Genomic DNA, 13,846 nt, shown 5'->3' with positions numbered 1-13,846 from the left:
GGGTGAAGTGTGAATAAATCCGAGCTGATCGAAGCCATTGCCGCGTCTGCCGACATTCCCAAGGCAGCTGCGACGCGTGCACTCGACGCCATGATCGAGTCCGTGTCCGACAGCCTGAAGAACGGCGACTCCGTGGCACTGGTTGGGTTCGGGACTTTCTCGGTCAAGGAGCGTGCTGCACGCACCGGCCGTAACCCGCAGACTGGCAAGCCGATCAACATCAGTGCTGCCAAGGTGCCCAGCTTCAAGGCGGGCAAGGCGCTCAAGGACGCTGTCAACTAAGTTTGCCGCGTGATACGGGCCCTGTTCCCGCGGGTGACTTAGCTGCGGCTGTTACGCACGGTCAGGTCCGTAACCATGTAAGCGCATCGCCTCAGCGATGCGCTTTTTTTATGACCGCCTTTCAGGGCGTGACGGCGTACGACGACCACGGACGCTGCCCTTGCCATAGCGGCTTGAGGCTCGCGCGATAGGGATGCATTGGTCGTGTGCGGCGGTGTACGATTCGCCCCGAAGATAGGGTTACCGACATGCGAGGACAGCATGCTGCAGAAAATTCGTGAAGGCTCCCAAGGCTGGGTGGCGAAGGTCATCGTGGGGGCCATCATCGTGACCTTTGCGCTGTTTGGCGCTGAGTCACTGGTCAGTTATTTCCAGTCGGGCAGCAACGACGTGGCCAAGGTCAACGGCGAGGCGATCAGTCGCCAGGCGGTGGAGACCCAGGTGCAGCGGGGCATTCGCTCGGGCCAGGTGCCGCCGGAGCAGGAGCGCCAGTATCGTGCCCAGGTGCTCGACCAGCTGATTAGTCAGAAGACGCTGGACCAGTACGCCGAGGCGGGTGGTCTGTTCGTCTCCGATACCCAGCTCGACCAGATCATCGTGTCGCTGCCCGAGTTCCAGGATCAACAGGGTCGCTTCTCTGACCAGCTGTTCACCACTCGCTTGGCCCAGGCTGGCTATACGCCGGCGGCGTTTCGTCGCGAGCTGCGCGCTGACACCCTGCGGCGCCAGATCCAGCAGGGCCTGGCGGTGTCGGCCTTCGTGCTGCCCGGCGAGCAGCAGCGTCTCGCCGCGCTGCAGCAGCAGCAGCGTAGCTTCCGCTATGCGCGGCTGACGCCTGACGCTCTGGCCGAGCCGGTGACGCCGAGCGACGCCGAGATCCAGCAGTATTATCAAGCGCACCAGGACGATTTCCGGCGGCCGGAGCAGGTCAAGGTCAACTATCTGGTGCTCAATCAGCAGGACTTGGCGCACAACGTCGAGGTGACCGATGCCGAGCTGCGCCAGGCCTACGAGCAGGATCGCAAGGCTGCGCCGCGTCGGGTTTCGCACATCCTGGTCACCTACGGTGATGGCGACCGCACCGAGCAGCAGGCACGCGCGCGGCTCGAGGAGGTAAAGGCCAAGCTGGACAAAGGCGAAGATTTCGCCAAGCTGGCCAAGACCTACTCGGATGACAGCTCCTCCGCGGCCAAGGGCGGTGACATTGGTGTCATTCAAAAGGGCTTTTTCGGTGAGGCCTTCGACGACGCTGCCTTCGCGCTGGATCAAGGGCAGGTCTCTCAGATCGTCAAGTCGGACTACGGTCTGCACCTGATCAAGGTGACCGACATCGAGATCCCCAGCTTCGAGCAGGACCGGGCGGCGCTGGTCAAGGAGGTTCAGTTGGCGCAGTCGCAGGATGCCTTCAACGAGGCGGTCCAGAAACTGACCAATGATGCCTATGAAGCCGACGATCTCGCCAGCGTGGCCAAGCAGATGGGGCTGACGCTCAAGAGCAGTGACTGGTTCTCGCGCGATGGCGGCGGTGAAGGCGTGCTCTCCAACCCCGACGTGATCGCCGCCGCGTTCTCGCCGGACGTGCTCGAGGATGGCTACAACAGCGAGGCCATCGAGACCGACGCCCAGCAGCGCGTGGTACTGCGGGTGGTCGACCATCGCGATGCCAGCGTGCTGCCGCTCGACCAGGTGCGCGACAGAGTCACCGCAGCGGTCAAGGCTGAGATGACGCGCCAGCGCTTGAAGGCCCAGGCCGAGCAGGCGGTGGCCAGCCTGAAGCAAGGCGAGACGGTGTCCGGCCTCGACTGGCAGCGTGTCGAGGCGGTCACTCGCGATGGCGCCGACGGCGTGCCCCAGCCGGTACTGGAAGCGGCCTTCGGCCTGCCGCGCCCGGCGGCCGAGGGGGCCAGCTACACCAGCGTCGAGCTGCCCGACGCCGTCGCCGTCGTCGCACTCGACAAGGTAGCGGCCGGCAAGCCCGATGCCCAGAGCGCCGACTTCACCCGGCGTCTGGCCCAGCGCATCAAGGCGCAGAATGCCATTCAGGGTTTGAGCGAGTCACTGCAGAGCGAGGCGAAGATCGAGAAGCAATGAGCTGTGTCTGCGAGCGCCGGGTGCCCGCACCCGACGCTCGCTTTCCGGCAAGCGCATGGCTTGCCGGAAAGCGTATGCCCTCCTAGGCTAGATCGATGTATCTATCTGCCAGGAGGGCTTTTTCGTTTATGGCTACCAGTCGTTATATCGCACTCACCGAGATCCCCCAGGGCCTGCCGCGTGAAGATCAGTTCGCGCTGCGTGAACAGCCGTTGGCGCCCCTGGCCGAAGGCGAGGTGAGGGTGCGCAATCTGTGGCTGTCGGTCGACCCCTACATGCGCGGGCGCATGAGTGGCGTCACCACCTACGTCGAGCCCTACGCCCTCGATGCGCCAATGGACGGCGGGGCCGTCGGTGAGGTCGTGGCATCCAAGGATTCGCGCTATGCGACGGGCGATCTCGTGCGCCATATGGCGGGGTGGCGCGATGTGGCCCAGCTGTCGGGCGATCAGGTCGAACCGCTGCCCGAGCACGATGTGCCGCCTCAGGCCTATCTCGGGGTGCTCGGCATGCCCGGCATGACCGCCTGGACCGGGCTCAATCGGATTGCGCAGATGCAGCCGGGAGAGCGGGTGCTGGTCAGCGCGGCTTCCGGCGCGGTGGGCTCGCTGGCGGTGCAGCTGGCGCTCGCCGCAGGGTGCCAGGTGGTCGGCGTCGCCGGCAGCGATGCCAAGTGCGAATGGCTCGAGGGGCTTGGCGCGCGGGCGGTGAACTACCGCGGCAAGGATGTCGAGGCGCTGACCCAGGCACTGGCCGAGGCGGCGCCGGAGGGTATCGACGTCTACTACGAGAACGTCGGCGGGCCGCTCTTGGACGCGGCGCTGGCCAATCTGCGTGACCACGCGCGGATTGCGGTTTGCGGGCTGATCGACCGCTACAACGACGCTCAGGCGGGCGACGGGCCGCGCAATCTCAACCGGTTGCTGTTCCGCAAGGCGCGCATGGAGGGCTTCATTGTCGCCGAGCATTGGGCCCACTACCCGACGTTCCTGGCCGAGGTGGCACCGCAGGTTGCCGCCGGCAAGATGCGCTATCGCGAGACTGTGGTCGAGGGACTCGAACGGACGCCGGAAGCGTTTCTGAAGCTCTTCTCCGGTGACAACGAGGGCAAGATGCTGGTACGACTCGACGCCAGTGCCGCTGACGTCTGAAGTTATACCGTTATCTTTCAGTTACCACCATGCGGTGAAAGTCCTCGGCTGCTATCTGCGGCCGAGGTCTTTTGCATGGCAAAGGTCTTTTGCATGGCAAAGGTCTCTCACGGCGTGCGTGCACGTATTACGACTGCTGGCGCCGTGCGGATCGCCGGCGCCATACGGCGCGCCGGGCTCTCTGCCATACCTGGCTACTGCGTGGCGTGCTCCCACCGTGCGATCAGCTGCAGCGCCTGCTCGCGACTGTCACCGCACAGCTCGATGTCGAAGTCGAAGCGGGCGCAGACCTCAGGACGGCTGGGGTCGCCAAACAGTCGGCAGAGATTGTCGTCATCGAGCTGGACGCAGCGCACTCCCGCCGGCTTGCCCTGTGGCATACCGGGGATGGGCGAGGTGATCGACGGGGCGATGCAGCAGGCGCCGCAGCCGGGACGACAGGCGCTCATGCCGGGCTCGGCTCGCCGCGGTGCTGGGCCAGAGCGCCCTTATCGATACCTTCGAATGCCTGCACCCGGATATGCGCGCCGCTGGCCTGGGCGATCTGCCGGGCGAGCCAGGCGGCAATATGCTCCACCGTGGTGGGTGCGGGCAGGATATGACAGCGCTCCCGCGGCAAGCGCAGCTGGAACTGCCCCTGGGCACTGCGATAGCGCACCTTGAGCGGCCCGCTTTCGCGTGGATTGAGCGCGTCCTCTTCGTCGACCAGGTAGCTGTGGTCGAGCTGTCGCGACCAGTGAGCCTCGAGCTCCGGGTCGCGCTGGCCGTCACGCCAGATGCGCAGATGCGAGCGGTGGCCGTGGGCGATGCGCTGGCAATTCCCGGCGTGGTGCTTCAGGCCATGGCTGTAGGTATAGATGGCGCCGTCGGGAAGCTCCTCGCGCAGGCGTACGCGGATCGCTTCCACCCGCGGCGGCGGGCGCTTGCTCAGTTCCTGGCTGAGATAGGCGCCGAGACGTTCGGCGTTGATCTCGCCCCAGGGCAGTATGGTGAAGGCTTGGCGCGGTGCGCGCACTTCGAACGAGTACGGGAGTTCGGCACTCACATGCAGCCCTTCCAGGCACTCCTCGACCTTGACGCCGGTAGCCTGGGCGGGCACCAGCAGGGTATGGTCGAGGCCGGCGTCCAGACGCGACTTGATCCACGGCTTGACCTCGCCGAAGTCGAACAGCATGCCATCCTCGCCGAGCTCGCCATCGAGTTCGACGTCGACGTGCCAGCTCGCCCCCATCAGGCCGAGCTGCGGTGACCAGATCGAGGCGTCGATATTGGTCAGGTTGTTCACGAACAGGGTCATCAATCGATTCCAGCGATTTTGTGCGTCTGCAGCGACAGGCGCCACTGGGGGTGGCGCAGGCAGTAGTCGACCACGCTGGCCATGGGAGCGCGGTCTGTCGCGATGCGCCCGGGTTCAGGGTCGATCGGCTGCAGGAAGAAGTGAGTGAAGTCGAGTCCGCTGAAGCGCTCGGGGTCGACGCCCGGCTGGGGGTGGACCAGTTTGAGCTCGTCGCCGCGGATCTGGACCAACGCATTGTCGCCCTTGGGGCTGACGCAGATCCAGTCGACGCCAGGCGGTACTGGCAGGGTGCCGTTGGTCTCCACGGCGATCTCGAAGCCGTGCGCGTGCATCGCCTCGAGCAGCGCCGGGTCGAGCTGCAGCAGCGGTTCGCCGCCGGTGAACACGACGTAGCGGCGTGCTCCGGGGCTATTCGAGGAGCTGTTCGAAGAGCTGTCCGGACGGCTATCCGCAGGGCCGCCTTGCCAGAGTGCCGCGAGGTGGGTGGCCAGCGCCTCGGCATCGGCGAAGCGGCCGCCGTTCTGGCCGTCGGTGCCGATGAAGTCGGTATCGCAGAACGTGCACTGGGCGCGGGCGCGATCGGTCTCGCGCCCGGACCACAGATTGCAGCCGGTGAAACGGCAGAAAACGCTGGCGCGTCCCGATTGGGCGCCTTCGCCCTGGAGCGTATAGAAGGCTTCCTTGACGCTATACATGAGGCGGGTGTCTCGATCTGGCGATGGTCAGGAGGTGGCGTAGGGCAGCGGGTCCGTCATCCCTAGGCTCTCGAACGCGCCCAGACGTTCGCGGCAGCTACCGCACTCGCCGCAGGCCTGAGCCTGGCCCAGATAGCAGGTCCAGGTGTCGGCATAGTCAAGGCCCATGGCGAGTCCGTCGGCGAGGATGCGCGTCTTGTCGGCGTGCAGATAGGGGGCGACGATCTCGACCGCTTCGAAGTTGGCAATCGCGGCGACATCATTCATGCGCTCGACGAATGCCGGACGGCAGTCCGGATAGAGCACGTGATCGCCACCATGGGCACCGTAGAAGCACTTGCTAGCACCGATGTTGACGGCGTGCCCGATCGCCAGCGAGAGCAGGATCATGTTGCGGTTGGGCACCACCGTGGCGGTGAGGTTCTCCTCGCCGTAATCACCCTTGGGCAGCTCACGGCTGGTGTCGGTCAGCGCCGAGTTGCCGATCAGCTGGTGGATGGCGCGGATGTCGACCACGCGGTGGGGTACGTCGAGCGATTGGCAGACATGGCGTGCGACTTCCAGCTCACGGGCGTGGCGCTGGCCATAGTCGAACGACAGCGCGTGGACCGCGTAGCCTTCGCGCAGCGCGCGATGCAGCACGGTGAACGAGTCCATGCCGCCGGAGTAGATCACCACGGCGGGTTCGGCCGAGGCGGGCGTCGAAGGAGGCGTCATGCGTTATCAACCTGTGGCGTGAATGCGCCGCGCTCGCCGGCCAGCGGGGTGAGGAAGCGGCGTCTGAGCTCTTCCTGGGGCAGGCCCTGGGCGAGCAGGTGCGTCAGTTTGCTGCAGGCGGCCTCGACGGTCATGTCATCACCCGACATGACGCCGATGTCGTTGAGAATCTGGCCGCTGGCGTAGGTGCCGGGAGCGGCGCCGCCGACCGGGCACTGGCTGAGGGCGACCAGCGGCTTGCCCTCGGCGACGGCGCGCGCGAGCACGCCGATCAGCGCGGGGTCGTCAGGCAGGTTGCCGCTACCCCAGCACTCCAGTACCGCACCGTCTACTTGAGGTGCCTCGAGCCAACGTTCGACCAGTGTGGCATCGATACCGGGCCACAGCGTCACGCGAACCACCTGGGGCGCCGGGTCCCGTGCCGATAGTTCGAAGCGTGGCGCGCCTTCGTCGCGCCAGGCGCGCGCGGGATAGAGGGCAGCGATACCATCCACCAGCTCTCCAAGCAGCGGCCAGTTGGGGCTTTCGAAGCCGGTGTCGTCACGCGTATACCACTTGCGCGCACGGCAGCCGCGCAGCAGCCGGTCATGAAAGCACAGGCCGACTTCGCGCCATCCCGGAGCGGCGGCGAAAGCCAGTGACGCTTCGAGATTGTCCAGCGCATCGCTGTCGGGCTGGCCCAGCGGGCGCTGCGAGCCTGTCACCACCACCGGTTTGGTCAGCCCTTGCAAGTGAAAGGCCAGCGCCGAGGCGCACCAGGCGAGGGTGTCGGTGCCGTGGAGGATGACGAAACCGGCATAGTCTTCGTACTGCGCCGCGATCAGCGCAGCGAGCGCCGACCAGTCGGCAAAGGTCGCGCTGCTGGAGTCGATCGGCTCGGGCGATTCCCATAGCGCGTAGGCTGGCAGCGCACGCCGCCGCAGCGGCGGCAGCGTCGCCAGCGCCGCCTCCAGCCGTGCCGCCATGTCGCCGGCGGGGACCAGCCCGCGGCTAGACGCCTGCATGCCGATGGTGCCGCCTGCGTAGATGACGAGCAGCGGCCGCGACGCTGTGTCAGAGGTCGTAACCACGGATCACCTTGCAGATCGAGGCGAAGGTGCGCGCTTCCGGCGGATGGTTGAGATCGACACTCAGCGCCCGACTGATATCGGAGGCGGAGATCATGCCGCGAATGCGCTCACCGCCCTGGCCGTCCGGTTCGGTGACCAGAACGTGCTGATCGCCGGAGGATTTCAGCGTCTCGACCAGGTCACCGACACTGGCGTGGGAGACCCGGCTGTAGGAGAGAGCGTGCAGCTCGCTGCGCGGTGTCTGGATCATTTCCGCCGTTACCTCGTCGCGGCCGATCTGATGCTGCTGCATGGCCAGCGTGACGCGACGGCCGCCGATCAGCTCGCGCGCATTGACCACGCCGGTGAAACGGCCTTCGGGATTGATCAGCATCAGCAGCCGCACACCGGCTTGCTTCATGGTCTCCAGCGCCTGATCGACGGAGCTCGAAGTCGGCAGCGTGTGCGGTCGGCTGATACTGAAGTCGGTAACCAGCAGCACTGCCGGGCTCTCCAGCGTGACGCTGTGCGTTGGCGCTTCGGGCTGTACGATACCACTGACACCATCGAGGCTAGCCAGCGGTAGCGCGGTGAAGTGGACCTTGGAGGGGTGGGGTGTCTTGTCCATCGAAAATCTCCCGGCAAGTGTTTGAATCGAGAAGTATCTAAGTGTCTGAATCGAGATGTATCTTAATAAAGGAAGAGCGCTGCCGGCCTGCCGCGGTGACGTCGCTCACACGGCGGCAGATCGGTCGATAAGGGAGCGGCGTGATATCAGCCGCGCTGCTGTAGGTCGCCACGTACGCTATCCAGGAAGGTGATGAAGCGCGTATCGCGTGCGTCGTCGTGGCGATCGGTACGACAGCCGAGCTTGAGGCTGTTCTGCATCAGCAGTTCGTCATAGATGTCCAGCGTGATCTTGACGCCCGTATCTGGGGAGGGCGTCAGCGTCCCTTGCTCGAGCGTGAACCCCTCGAACAGGGTGGCGCGGATACGTGTGGTGCCGCCTTCTGTGAGTACTCGGCGCACGAAAAGCCAGCCCTCGCAGGCCAGATTGTCGCCATTCTCACGCTGGCGCTGGAACAGGGTGCGATAGCTTGCGCCCTCCTTGGCGCCGCGGTCCGCCATGCTGCGGTAAGCCTCGGTGACACGAGACGCCATGGCTCCGGTCTCTGCCAGCTTGCGCACAGCTGCCTGATGCTCGCGCGACAGCTGATCCTGGCGCTGGAAGCGCTGCCACAGGCGGTAGTCGGCGTAGAGGGAGTTCGCGTCCATGTCTTCTCCATTAATGACGAATCGTCAGCCGCCTATGATCGCCTATTCGGCCATCCTCTGGCCACCCGCGCGTTACGCAAAGGCGCCACCGCGCCTTTCGCTCGTGACGGTATCGTCTCCTGCCGGCGAGACCTCGTGGTGACATGAAGACGTTGCAGTAAATGCTAAAGTTTTGTGTGTCGTCGGCCGATCATGTGATAAGACGACCCGAATCGCGCCTGTTCAGCCGCTGTAAGCGAGCCCGGCGTGGTAGAAATGGCATCCAGAACGAGAGAGGCATCATGGCTAGCATAGCGTCCCTGGGTATCGGCTCCGGCCTGGATCTGAACGGGCTGCTGAGCGATCTCGAGAAGGCCGAAAACAAGCGGCTCGAACCGATCGCTGCGCAGCAGAGCAGCTACAAGACCAAGCTGTCGGCTTTCGGCAAGCTGGAAAGCTCGCTCAGTGCGCTGCGCGACGCCGCCAGCAAGCTCGGCGATCCTGCCACCTTCACCGCCGTCGGCAGCGAGGTCACCGGTAGTGCAGTGAGCGTTTCCACCAGTGAGGGGGCAGAGGCTGGGCGCTACAAGATCGAGGTGTCGCAGCTGGCCCAGGCGCAGTCCTCTGCCACGAAGGGCTTCGATAGCAAGTCCGACAATCTTGGCCTTAGCGGCACCCTGAGCTTCACCGTCGGCAGTGGCGACCAGGTCGATGTCGACTACGCCGACGGCGATTCGCTCAGCGATATCCGTGATGCCATCAATGCCAAGGATGCCGGTGCGCGTGCTTCCATCATCAATGATGGTAACGGCTATCGCCTGGTGATGACCTCCGACGAGACCGGCACTGATTCGAGCATCTCCTTTTCCAGCGACGATGATTTCAGCTTCGAGACCAAGGTGGATGCGCAGAACGCCAAGCTCACGGTCAACGGCATCGACATCGAGAGTCAGACGAATACCGTCGAGGAGGCCGTTCAGGGGGTGACGCTCAAGCTCGACGCTACCACTGACAGTCCGGCGACGCTGACAGTGTCCAAGGATACCGAGGCGATGAACGCGTCGGTGAAGGCGTTCGTCGATGCTTACAACGCGGTGCAGAAGACCGCCGATACGCTCACCGCTTACAACGCGGATACCGATACGGCAGGCCTGCTGCTGGGCGACTCCACCATGCGCACGATCGAGTCGCGGCTGCGTGGTGCCCTGAGTACGCCGAACGATGACGGAGGCAGCTATAGCCTGCTGTCCAATCTGGGCATCGAACGCCAGCTCGACGGCACGCTCAAGATCGATAGCGACAAGCTCGACCAGGCGCTGACTGATAACACCGATGGCGTCAGCCAGTTCTTTGCCGGGGCCGACGGTGAGAGCGGCTTCGCCGCCAGCTTCGACAAGACCATGGGGACGATTCTCGACAGCGGCGGCTCGCTGGAGGCGGCGACCGATGGTATCGACTCGACGCTGGAGAGTCTCAGCGACCGCTATTCGCGCATGCAGGATTCGATCTCCAGCACCATCGATCGCTATCGCAAGCAGTTCAGCCAGCTTGATTCTCTGGTATCGCAGATGAACTCCATGAGCAGCTACCTGACCCAACAGTTCAGCGCGCTCAGTGCACAAACCCAGTAGTGATAGGTGCCTAGCATGATGATGACCAATCGACGGGGCGCAGGTGCCTACGCGAGAGTAGGAGTGGAGTCGGCGGTGATGTCTGCCGATCCGCATCAGCTCATCGTGATGTTGTTCGATGGTGCCCAGGCGGCCATCAGCAGTGCCCAGTTGCACCTGCAGGATGGTAATCGTGCGGCCAAGGGCGCGGCGATCTCCAAGGCGATCGACATCGTCAACAACGGCCTGTCCGCAGCCCTTGACCATGAGAAGGGCGGCGAGATCGCGACCAATCTGGCGCGTCTTTACGATTACGTATCGCGTCTACTGCTGCAGGCGAACCTGCGGGACGACGCTGCGCCGTTGGTTCAGGCTGCGGCTATCCTCGATGATCTCGGTTCGGGCTGGCGCGAACTGCGCGCTGCCGGAGCTACCTCGTGAGCGTAGGAGGTCGAATGGCGGAGCATGAGTCCGTGGTGGTGCGTTACCGCGAGCTGTTGGAAGTCTCCAGCGTCATGTTGGGCTATGCCCGGTCTCAGGATTGGGAAGCGTTGATCCAGCAGGAGGCCCGCTATGCGGTGGAGCTGGATCGGGTGCGCGTGATTGGCGCCTCGGGCTCTCTGAGCGAGAGTGAGCGCCAGGATCAGCTTCAATTGCTCGAGCAGATCCTGACCCAGGACGCCGAAACGCGGCGTCTGCTCGACGCCCGCCGTGAGGAGTTGTCGCAGATGATCGGTAACTCGCGACGCCAGCAAGCGCTGGGGCAGGCTTATCAAGGCGGGCGTGGCAGTGTATCCACGCGCCTTCGCTTCAACGCGCCCGACGGCAGCATGTGAGCGGTATTACCCCGATTCTGGACACCCTGCTGCACCAGGTGCTGGGCAAGCGGGTGGATATTCCCGTGCTCCGGGATCAGCCGGCGCCGGTCTCGCCCAAGGCCTCTTCCGATGCGATACAACCTGCCCGCAGCGACTCGCGCCTGCATGGCCAGAGTCAGCCGAGGCTGATCGCGCCCGAGGGTGACCTGGCGCGCTCGGCCACGGGCCGTCAGGCGCCACTCACATCGGAAAGAGCGGCGCCGCTGGCCTCGGCGCAAACCTCATTGAGCCGCGCCGCGGTGGAGATATCTCAACTGCTGGCACGCCACCCGGTGGCACAAAGCTCGACCATCACTGCTGCCTCTGCGCTGTTGTCGGCGCGTAACCCAAGTGTGGAGTCAGTAGCCAGTACTCTGGCCAACAGTATCAGCGGGAGCGGGGTCTTCTATGAGTCCCATCTCTCGCGCTGGCTGCAGGGTAGTTACCCGATGGCCAAGCTCTGGCAAGAGCCTCAGGCTTGGATGGGGCTCAGTTTTCGTCCCACGCCGCAGCCCCAGGCTGCCTTTTCGCCACTGCTGGCGGCATGGCGCTCCCTGCTGCTGGAGCGCCCGGGGGCGTCGTCTTCCGGGTCTGCTCCTCGCGGTGATGGACACGCAGGTGGCCCCTCTTCAATGGCCTCCGCGGCAGCGCGCGGTGGTGTGAGCACGACTCCAGCAAGTGCTTCTCCGGCCGGTACTTCGCCCAGTGGTGGGATTGGGGCGTACCGGGCAGATGGCACTCAGGTCGCAGCGCGGCCGGCTGCCGGCGTTACGGCTTCGTCGCCGCTGGGCGGCGGCACACAAGTCGCCGCGGGTGACGACTCTGTGTTGCCGAGGCATCTGCATCAGTTGTCGCAGCAGCCGCCCGAGCATCTACAGTCGTTGGTGCGTCATCAGCTCGAGCTGATGGCGTCGCCGACACTGCGCTGGGAAGGGCAACTGCTGCCGGGCATGCCGATGTTCTTCATGCTCACGGAGATGCCCTACCATGAATCGCATGAGCAATCGGAGGGCTCCGGCGAACGTGAACAGTCTCAGCGTCAATGGCGTGGCGAGATCCGTCTGACGCTGCCGCGGTTGGGCGAGATCGAGGTCGAGCTGGAGAGCGTTGCCGCAGATCACTGGCGCATCGTGATTGCCGCGGGCGATGCGCAGGCGCAGCAGCGCATCGTCGAGGCGTTGCCGGCGCTACGCGAGCAGCTCAACGCAAGGCAGCTGCGCGTCGATCTCGACATGGCCGAGGAGAAGCGGGCATGAGCGACAGCGATGCGCGTAAACGTGCCGTAGCCCTGGCCTACTCTGGCGAGCGTCACGATGCGCCGAGGGTGGTCGCCAAGGGGTATGGCGACGTGGCCGAACGCATCATCGCCTCGGCCAGCGCTTCAGGCATCTTCGTGCACGATGCGCCCGAGCTGGTTGCCCTGCTGATGCAGGTCGACCTCGACGAGCGCATCCCGGAGTCGCTCTACCAGGTGGTCGCAGAGCTCTTGGTGTGGATTGCCCAGGTCGATGACGCCGCGCTGGCGGCGGAAGTCCGTTAGATCTAGGTGTATTCGCGGGCTTGGTACCCGATTGGCGGCTCATCATTTTGTAACGTGAGAGCGCTAACCTCTTCTAAACATCTAGAACAATCAGTCACTTCCAGCATGAAGAAGGGTGCTTGCACCACAAAAAACGTTACTCTAAGAAAAATTTAGTAACAAAGGTTGATTTTTTTCATCCAAAAGTTGCACACTATATCCATCACAAAGATCTGATGTAAGCATGAATGGCTTACGAGCAGGCGGAGCGTCCGGCAGCACGGGCGCCGACAAAAACCCATACGCAGGGATCCCAGAAATGCACAAGAATGGCTACCTCGAAGACATACAGGACCTCAATCTGTCCTATCTGCTGCTGGTTCAGCGGCTGCTCAATGAAGACCGCGAAACGGCCATGTTTCGCTTGAATCTCGATGCCGAGATGGCAGACGCCATCGCGGGCCTTTCGATCAAGCAGCTGACCCAACTGTCGCGCACCAATCAGCTGCTTTGTCATCTGCGCTTCTCCGACGCGCGTCAGCTCGATCTGTTGCTCAACAATCCGCGCGCTCAGGGGCTCAGCCAGACTCACGCCGCGCTGCTGATGGCGGGGGCCAATCGTATTGCGCTGCCGTCATCCCAGGAGGGTTGAGTCATGAGTGACAAGAGCCTGGTGGGGGAGATGCTGCAGGTTCAGCTGGCTATCGAGCTGATCGAGCTGGGGGCTCGTCTGCAGGTACTCGAGACCGAGACCGCGCTGAGCCGTGGCCGGCTCATCAAGCTGTACAAGGAAGTCAAGGGTATGTCGCCGCCGAAGGGCATGCTGCCGTTCTCGGCGGATTGGTTCGTCACTTGGCTGCCCAATATCCATTCTTCGTTGTTCTACAACATTTATCGTCGTCTCAACGATGAGCTCGGCTGCGAGCGCATGAGCGCCTTCGTCAAGGCTTACCGGCTCTACCTGGAGCAGGTCCAGTTGGATCAGGCGGAGCCCACGCTCGGACTGACCCGCGCCTGGACCCTGGTGCGCTTCTTCGAGAGCGATCTATTGCAGCTCTCACGCTGCCAGGGATGCGGTGGGGATTTCGTCGCTCACGCCCACAGCCCGACACGCGACTATATCTGTGGCATTTGCCAGCCGCCTTCCCGGGCCGGCAAGACGCGCAAGGCCAAGCGTAGTGTCGGCGAGGAGTCTGGGGGCGACACTGAACAACTGCCGCCGCTGCGGCGTGCCGCCTCACGCTGAAACGCGTGCTGCGATCCCGACGGGCCCTTTCGAGGGCCCGTTTTGCGTTTGATGGTTGGGGTCGGTCATAGGTAGGAA

General features: G+C 64.1%; 17 protein-coding genes. 10 read left to right on the top strand and 7 right to left on the bottom strand.

Annotation, left to right across the window (positions count from 1 at the left end; translation table 11 throughout):
• Window positions 1-9: 9 nt before the first annotated feature.
• From hupB to QO259_RS09250, 3 genes are all read left to right on the top strand, one after another.
• Complete coding sequence (gene hupB, locus QO259_RS09260) at window positions 10-282, top strand: nucleoid-associated protein HU-beta (RefSeq protein ID WP_035471690.1); 273 nt, start codon at window positions 10-12, stop codon at window positions 280-282.
• A 261-nt stretch (window positions 283-543) separates the two neighbouring features.
• Window positions 544-2,373 (top strand): SurA N-terminal domain-containing protein, encoded by a 1,830-nt coding sequence (locus QO259_RS09255; protein WP_285952587.1) that lies wholly within the window; start codon window positions 544-546, stop codon window positions 2,371-2,373.
• Between the two features lie 128 nt (window positions 2,374-2,501).
• Window positions 2,502-3,524 (top strand): NADP-dependent oxidoreductase, encoded by a 1,023-nt coding sequence (locus QO259_RS09250; protein WP_285952586.1) that lies wholly within the window; start codon window positions 2,502-2,504, stop codon window positions 3,522-3,524.
• A gap of 194 nt (window positions 3,525-3,718) precedes the next feature.
• On the opposite strand, the gene QO259_RS09245 is transcribed toward QO259_RS09250, so the two are convergent.
• The 7 genes from QO259_RS09245 to QO259_RS09215 form a co-directional block, all read right to left on the bottom strand.
• Window positions 3,719-3,973 (bottom strand): YkgJ family cysteine cluster protein, encoded by a 255-nt coding sequence (locus tag QO259_RS09245; RefSeq protein WP_285952585.1) that lies wholly within the window; start codon window positions 3,971-3,973, stop codon window positions 3,719-3,721.
• The gene (locus tag QO259_RS09240; RefSeq protein WP_285952584.1) at window positions 3,970-4,821 is read right to left on the bottom strand and encodes a 6-carboxytetrahydropterin synthase; all 852 of its coding nucleotides are present in this window, start codon (window positions 4,819-4,821) and stop codon (window positions 3,970-3,972) included. The genes QO259_RS09245 and QO259_RS09240 overlap by 4 nt, the downstream gene beginning before the upstream one ends.
• Entirely contained in the window at window positions 4,821-5,516 is a 696-nt protein-coding gene (gene queE, locus QO259_RS09235) for a 7-carboxy-7-deazaguanine synthase (protein WP_285952583.1), read from the bottom strand. Before queE ends, QO259_RS09240 begins: the two co-directional genes overlap by 1 nt.
• 27 nt (window positions 5,517-5,543) lie before the next feature.
• A complete protein-coding gene (gene queC, locus QO259_RS09230; protein WP_285952582.1) occupies window positions 5,544-6,233 on the bottom strand; it encodes a 7-cyano-7-deazaguanine synthase QueC in 690 nt (229 codons plus the stop codon).
• Window positions 6,230-7,303 carry an asparaginase gene (locus tag QO259_RS09225; protein ID WP_285952581.1) on the bottom strand — a complete coding sequence of 358 codons (1,074 nt, stop codon included), beginning with the start codon at window positions 7,301-7,303 and terminating at the stop codon, window positions 6,230-6,232. The genes queC and QO259_RS09225 overlap by 4 nt, the downstream gene beginning before the upstream one ends.
• Window positions 7,287-7,910, bottom strand: a complete 624-nt coding sequence (locus QO259_RS09220) for a CBS domain-containing protein (protein ID WP_106420101.1) — start codon at window positions 7,908-7,910, stop codon at window positions 7,287-7,289. Before QO259_RS09220 ends, QO259_RS09225 begins: the two co-directional genes overlap by 17 nt.
• A 146-nt stretch (window positions 7,911-8,056) precedes the next feature.
• A complete protein-coding gene (locus QO259_RS09215; RefSeq protein ID WP_207035901.1) occupies window positions 8,057-8,557 on the bottom strand; it encodes a hypothetical protein in 501 nt (166 codons plus the stop codon).
• 281 nt (window positions 8,558-8,838) lie between these two features.
• Here QO259_RS09215 and fliD point away from each other — a divergent pair, with 281 nt between their 5' ends.
• From fliD to flhC, 7 genes are all read left to right on the top strand, one after another.
• On the top strand, window positions 8,839-10,167 hold the full coding sequence (gene fliD / locus QO259_RS09210; protein ID WP_285952580.1) for a flagellar filament capping protein FliD: 1,329 nt from the start codon (window positions 8,839-8,841) through the stop codon (window positions 10,165-10,167).
• 21 nt (window positions 10,168-10,188) lie between these two features.
• Window positions 10,189-10,587 carry a flagellar export chaperone FliS gene (gene fliS / locus QO259_RS09205; RefSeq protein WP_285952761.1) on the top strand — a complete coding sequence of 133 codons (399 nt, stop codon included), beginning with the start codon at window positions 10,189-10,191 and terminating at the stop codon, window positions 10,585-10,587.
• Window positions 10,588-10,601: 14 nt separating this feature from the next.
• Window positions 10,602-10,982, top strand: coding sequence for a flagellar protein FliT (locus tag QO259_RS09200; protein ID WP_285952579.1), 381 nt, complete (start codon window positions 10,602-10,604; stop codon window positions 10,980-10,982).
• Window positions 10,979-12,259 (top strand): flagellar hook-length control protein FliK, encoded by a 1,281-nt coding sequence (gene fliK / locus QO259_RS20360; protein WP_502949142.1) that lies wholly within the window; start codon window positions 10,979-10,981, stop codon window positions 12,257-12,259. The genes QO259_RS09200 and fliK overlap by 4 nt, the downstream gene beginning before the upstream one ends.
• Window positions 12,256-12,543 carry an EscU/YscU/HrcU family type III secretion system export apparatus switch protein gene (locus QO259_RS09190; protein WP_502949141.1) on the top strand — a complete coding sequence of 96 codons (288 nt, stop codon included), beginning with the start codon at window positions 12,256-12,258 and terminating at the stop codon, window positions 12,541-12,543. Before fliK ends, QO259_RS09190 begins: the two co-directional genes overlap by 4 nt.
• 298 nt (window positions 12,544-12,841) lie before the next feature.
• On the top strand, window positions 12,842-13,174 hold the full coding sequence (gene flhD, locus QO259_RS09185) for a flagellar transcriptional regulator FlhD (RefSeq protein WP_035471716.1): 333 nt from the start codon (window positions 12,842-12,844) through the stop codon (window positions 13,172-13,174).
• Between the two features lie 3 nt (window positions 13,175-13,177).
• Window positions 13,178-13,768, top strand: a complete 591-nt coding sequence (flhC, locus tag QO259_RS09180; protein ID WP_207035889.1) for a flagellar transcriptional regulator FlhC — start codon at window positions 13,178-13,180, stop codon at window positions 13,766-13,768.
• Window positions 13,769-13,846: the final 78 nt, after the last annotated feature.

The sequence above is a fragment of the Salinicola sp. JS01 genome, from assembly GCF_030284585.1.
Taxonomy (GTDB): domain Bacteria; phylum Pseudomonadota; class Gammaproteobacteria; order Pseudomonadales; family Halomonadaceae; genus Salinicola.
The sequence above is the reverse complement of the archived record's forward strand: the minus strand, read 5'-3'. Positions and strand labels throughout refer to the sequence as shown.

Coding starts and splice junctions, on each gene's coding strand:
- QO259_RS09255 (WP_285952587.1), top strand. CDS start 544: ATGCTGCAGAAAATTCGTGAAGGCTCCCAAGGCTGGGTGGCGAAGGTC.
- QO259_RS09250 (WP_285952586.1), top strand. CDS start 2,502: ATGGCTACCAGTCGTTATATCGCACTCACCGAGATCCCCCAGGGCCTG.
- QO259_RS09245 (WP_285952585.1), bottom strand. CDS start 3,973: ATGAGCGCCTGTCGTCCCGGCTGCGGCGCCTGCTGCATCGCCCCGTCG.
- QO259_RS09240 (WP_285952584.1), bottom strand. CDS start 4,821: ATGACCCTGTTCGTGAACAACCTGACCAATATCGACGCCTCGATCTGG.
- queE (WP_285952583.1), bottom strand. CDS start 5,516: ATGTATAGCGTCAAGGAAGCCTTCTATACGCTCCAGGGCGAAGGCGCC.
- queC (WP_285952582.1), bottom strand. CDS start 6,233: ATGACGCCTCCTTCGACGCCCGCCTCGGCCGAACCCGCCGTGGTGATC.
- QO259_RS09220 (WP_106420101.1), bottom strand. CDS start 7,910: ATGGACAAGACACCCCACCCCTCCAAGGTCCACTTCACCGCGCTACCG.
- QO259_RS09215 (WP_207035901.1), bottom strand. CDS start 8,557: ATGGACGCGAACTCCCTCTACGCCGACTACCGCCTGTGGCAGCGCTTC.
- fliD (WP_285952580.1), top strand. CDS start 8,839: ATGGCTAGCATAGCGTCCCTGGGTATCGGCTCCGGCCTGGATCTGAAC.
- fliS (WP_285952761.1), top strand. CDS start 10,189: ATGACCAATCGACGGGGCGCAGGTGCCTACGCGAGAGTAGGAGTGGAG.
- QO259_RS09200 (WP_285952579.1), top strand. CDS start 10,602: ATGGCGGAGCATGAGTCCGTGGTGGTGCGTTACCGCGAGCTGTTGGAA.
- QO259_RS09190 (WP_502949141.1), top strand. CDS start 12,256: ATGAGCGACAGCGATGCGCGTAAACGTGCCGTAGCCCTGGCCTACTCT.
- flhD (WP_035471716.1), top strand. CDS start 12,842: ATGCACAAGAATGGCTACCTCGAAGACATACAGGACCTCAATCTGTCC.
- flhC (WP_207035889.1), top strand. CDS start 13,178: ATGAGTGACAAGAGCCTGGTGGGGGAGATGCTGCAGGTTCAGCTGGCT.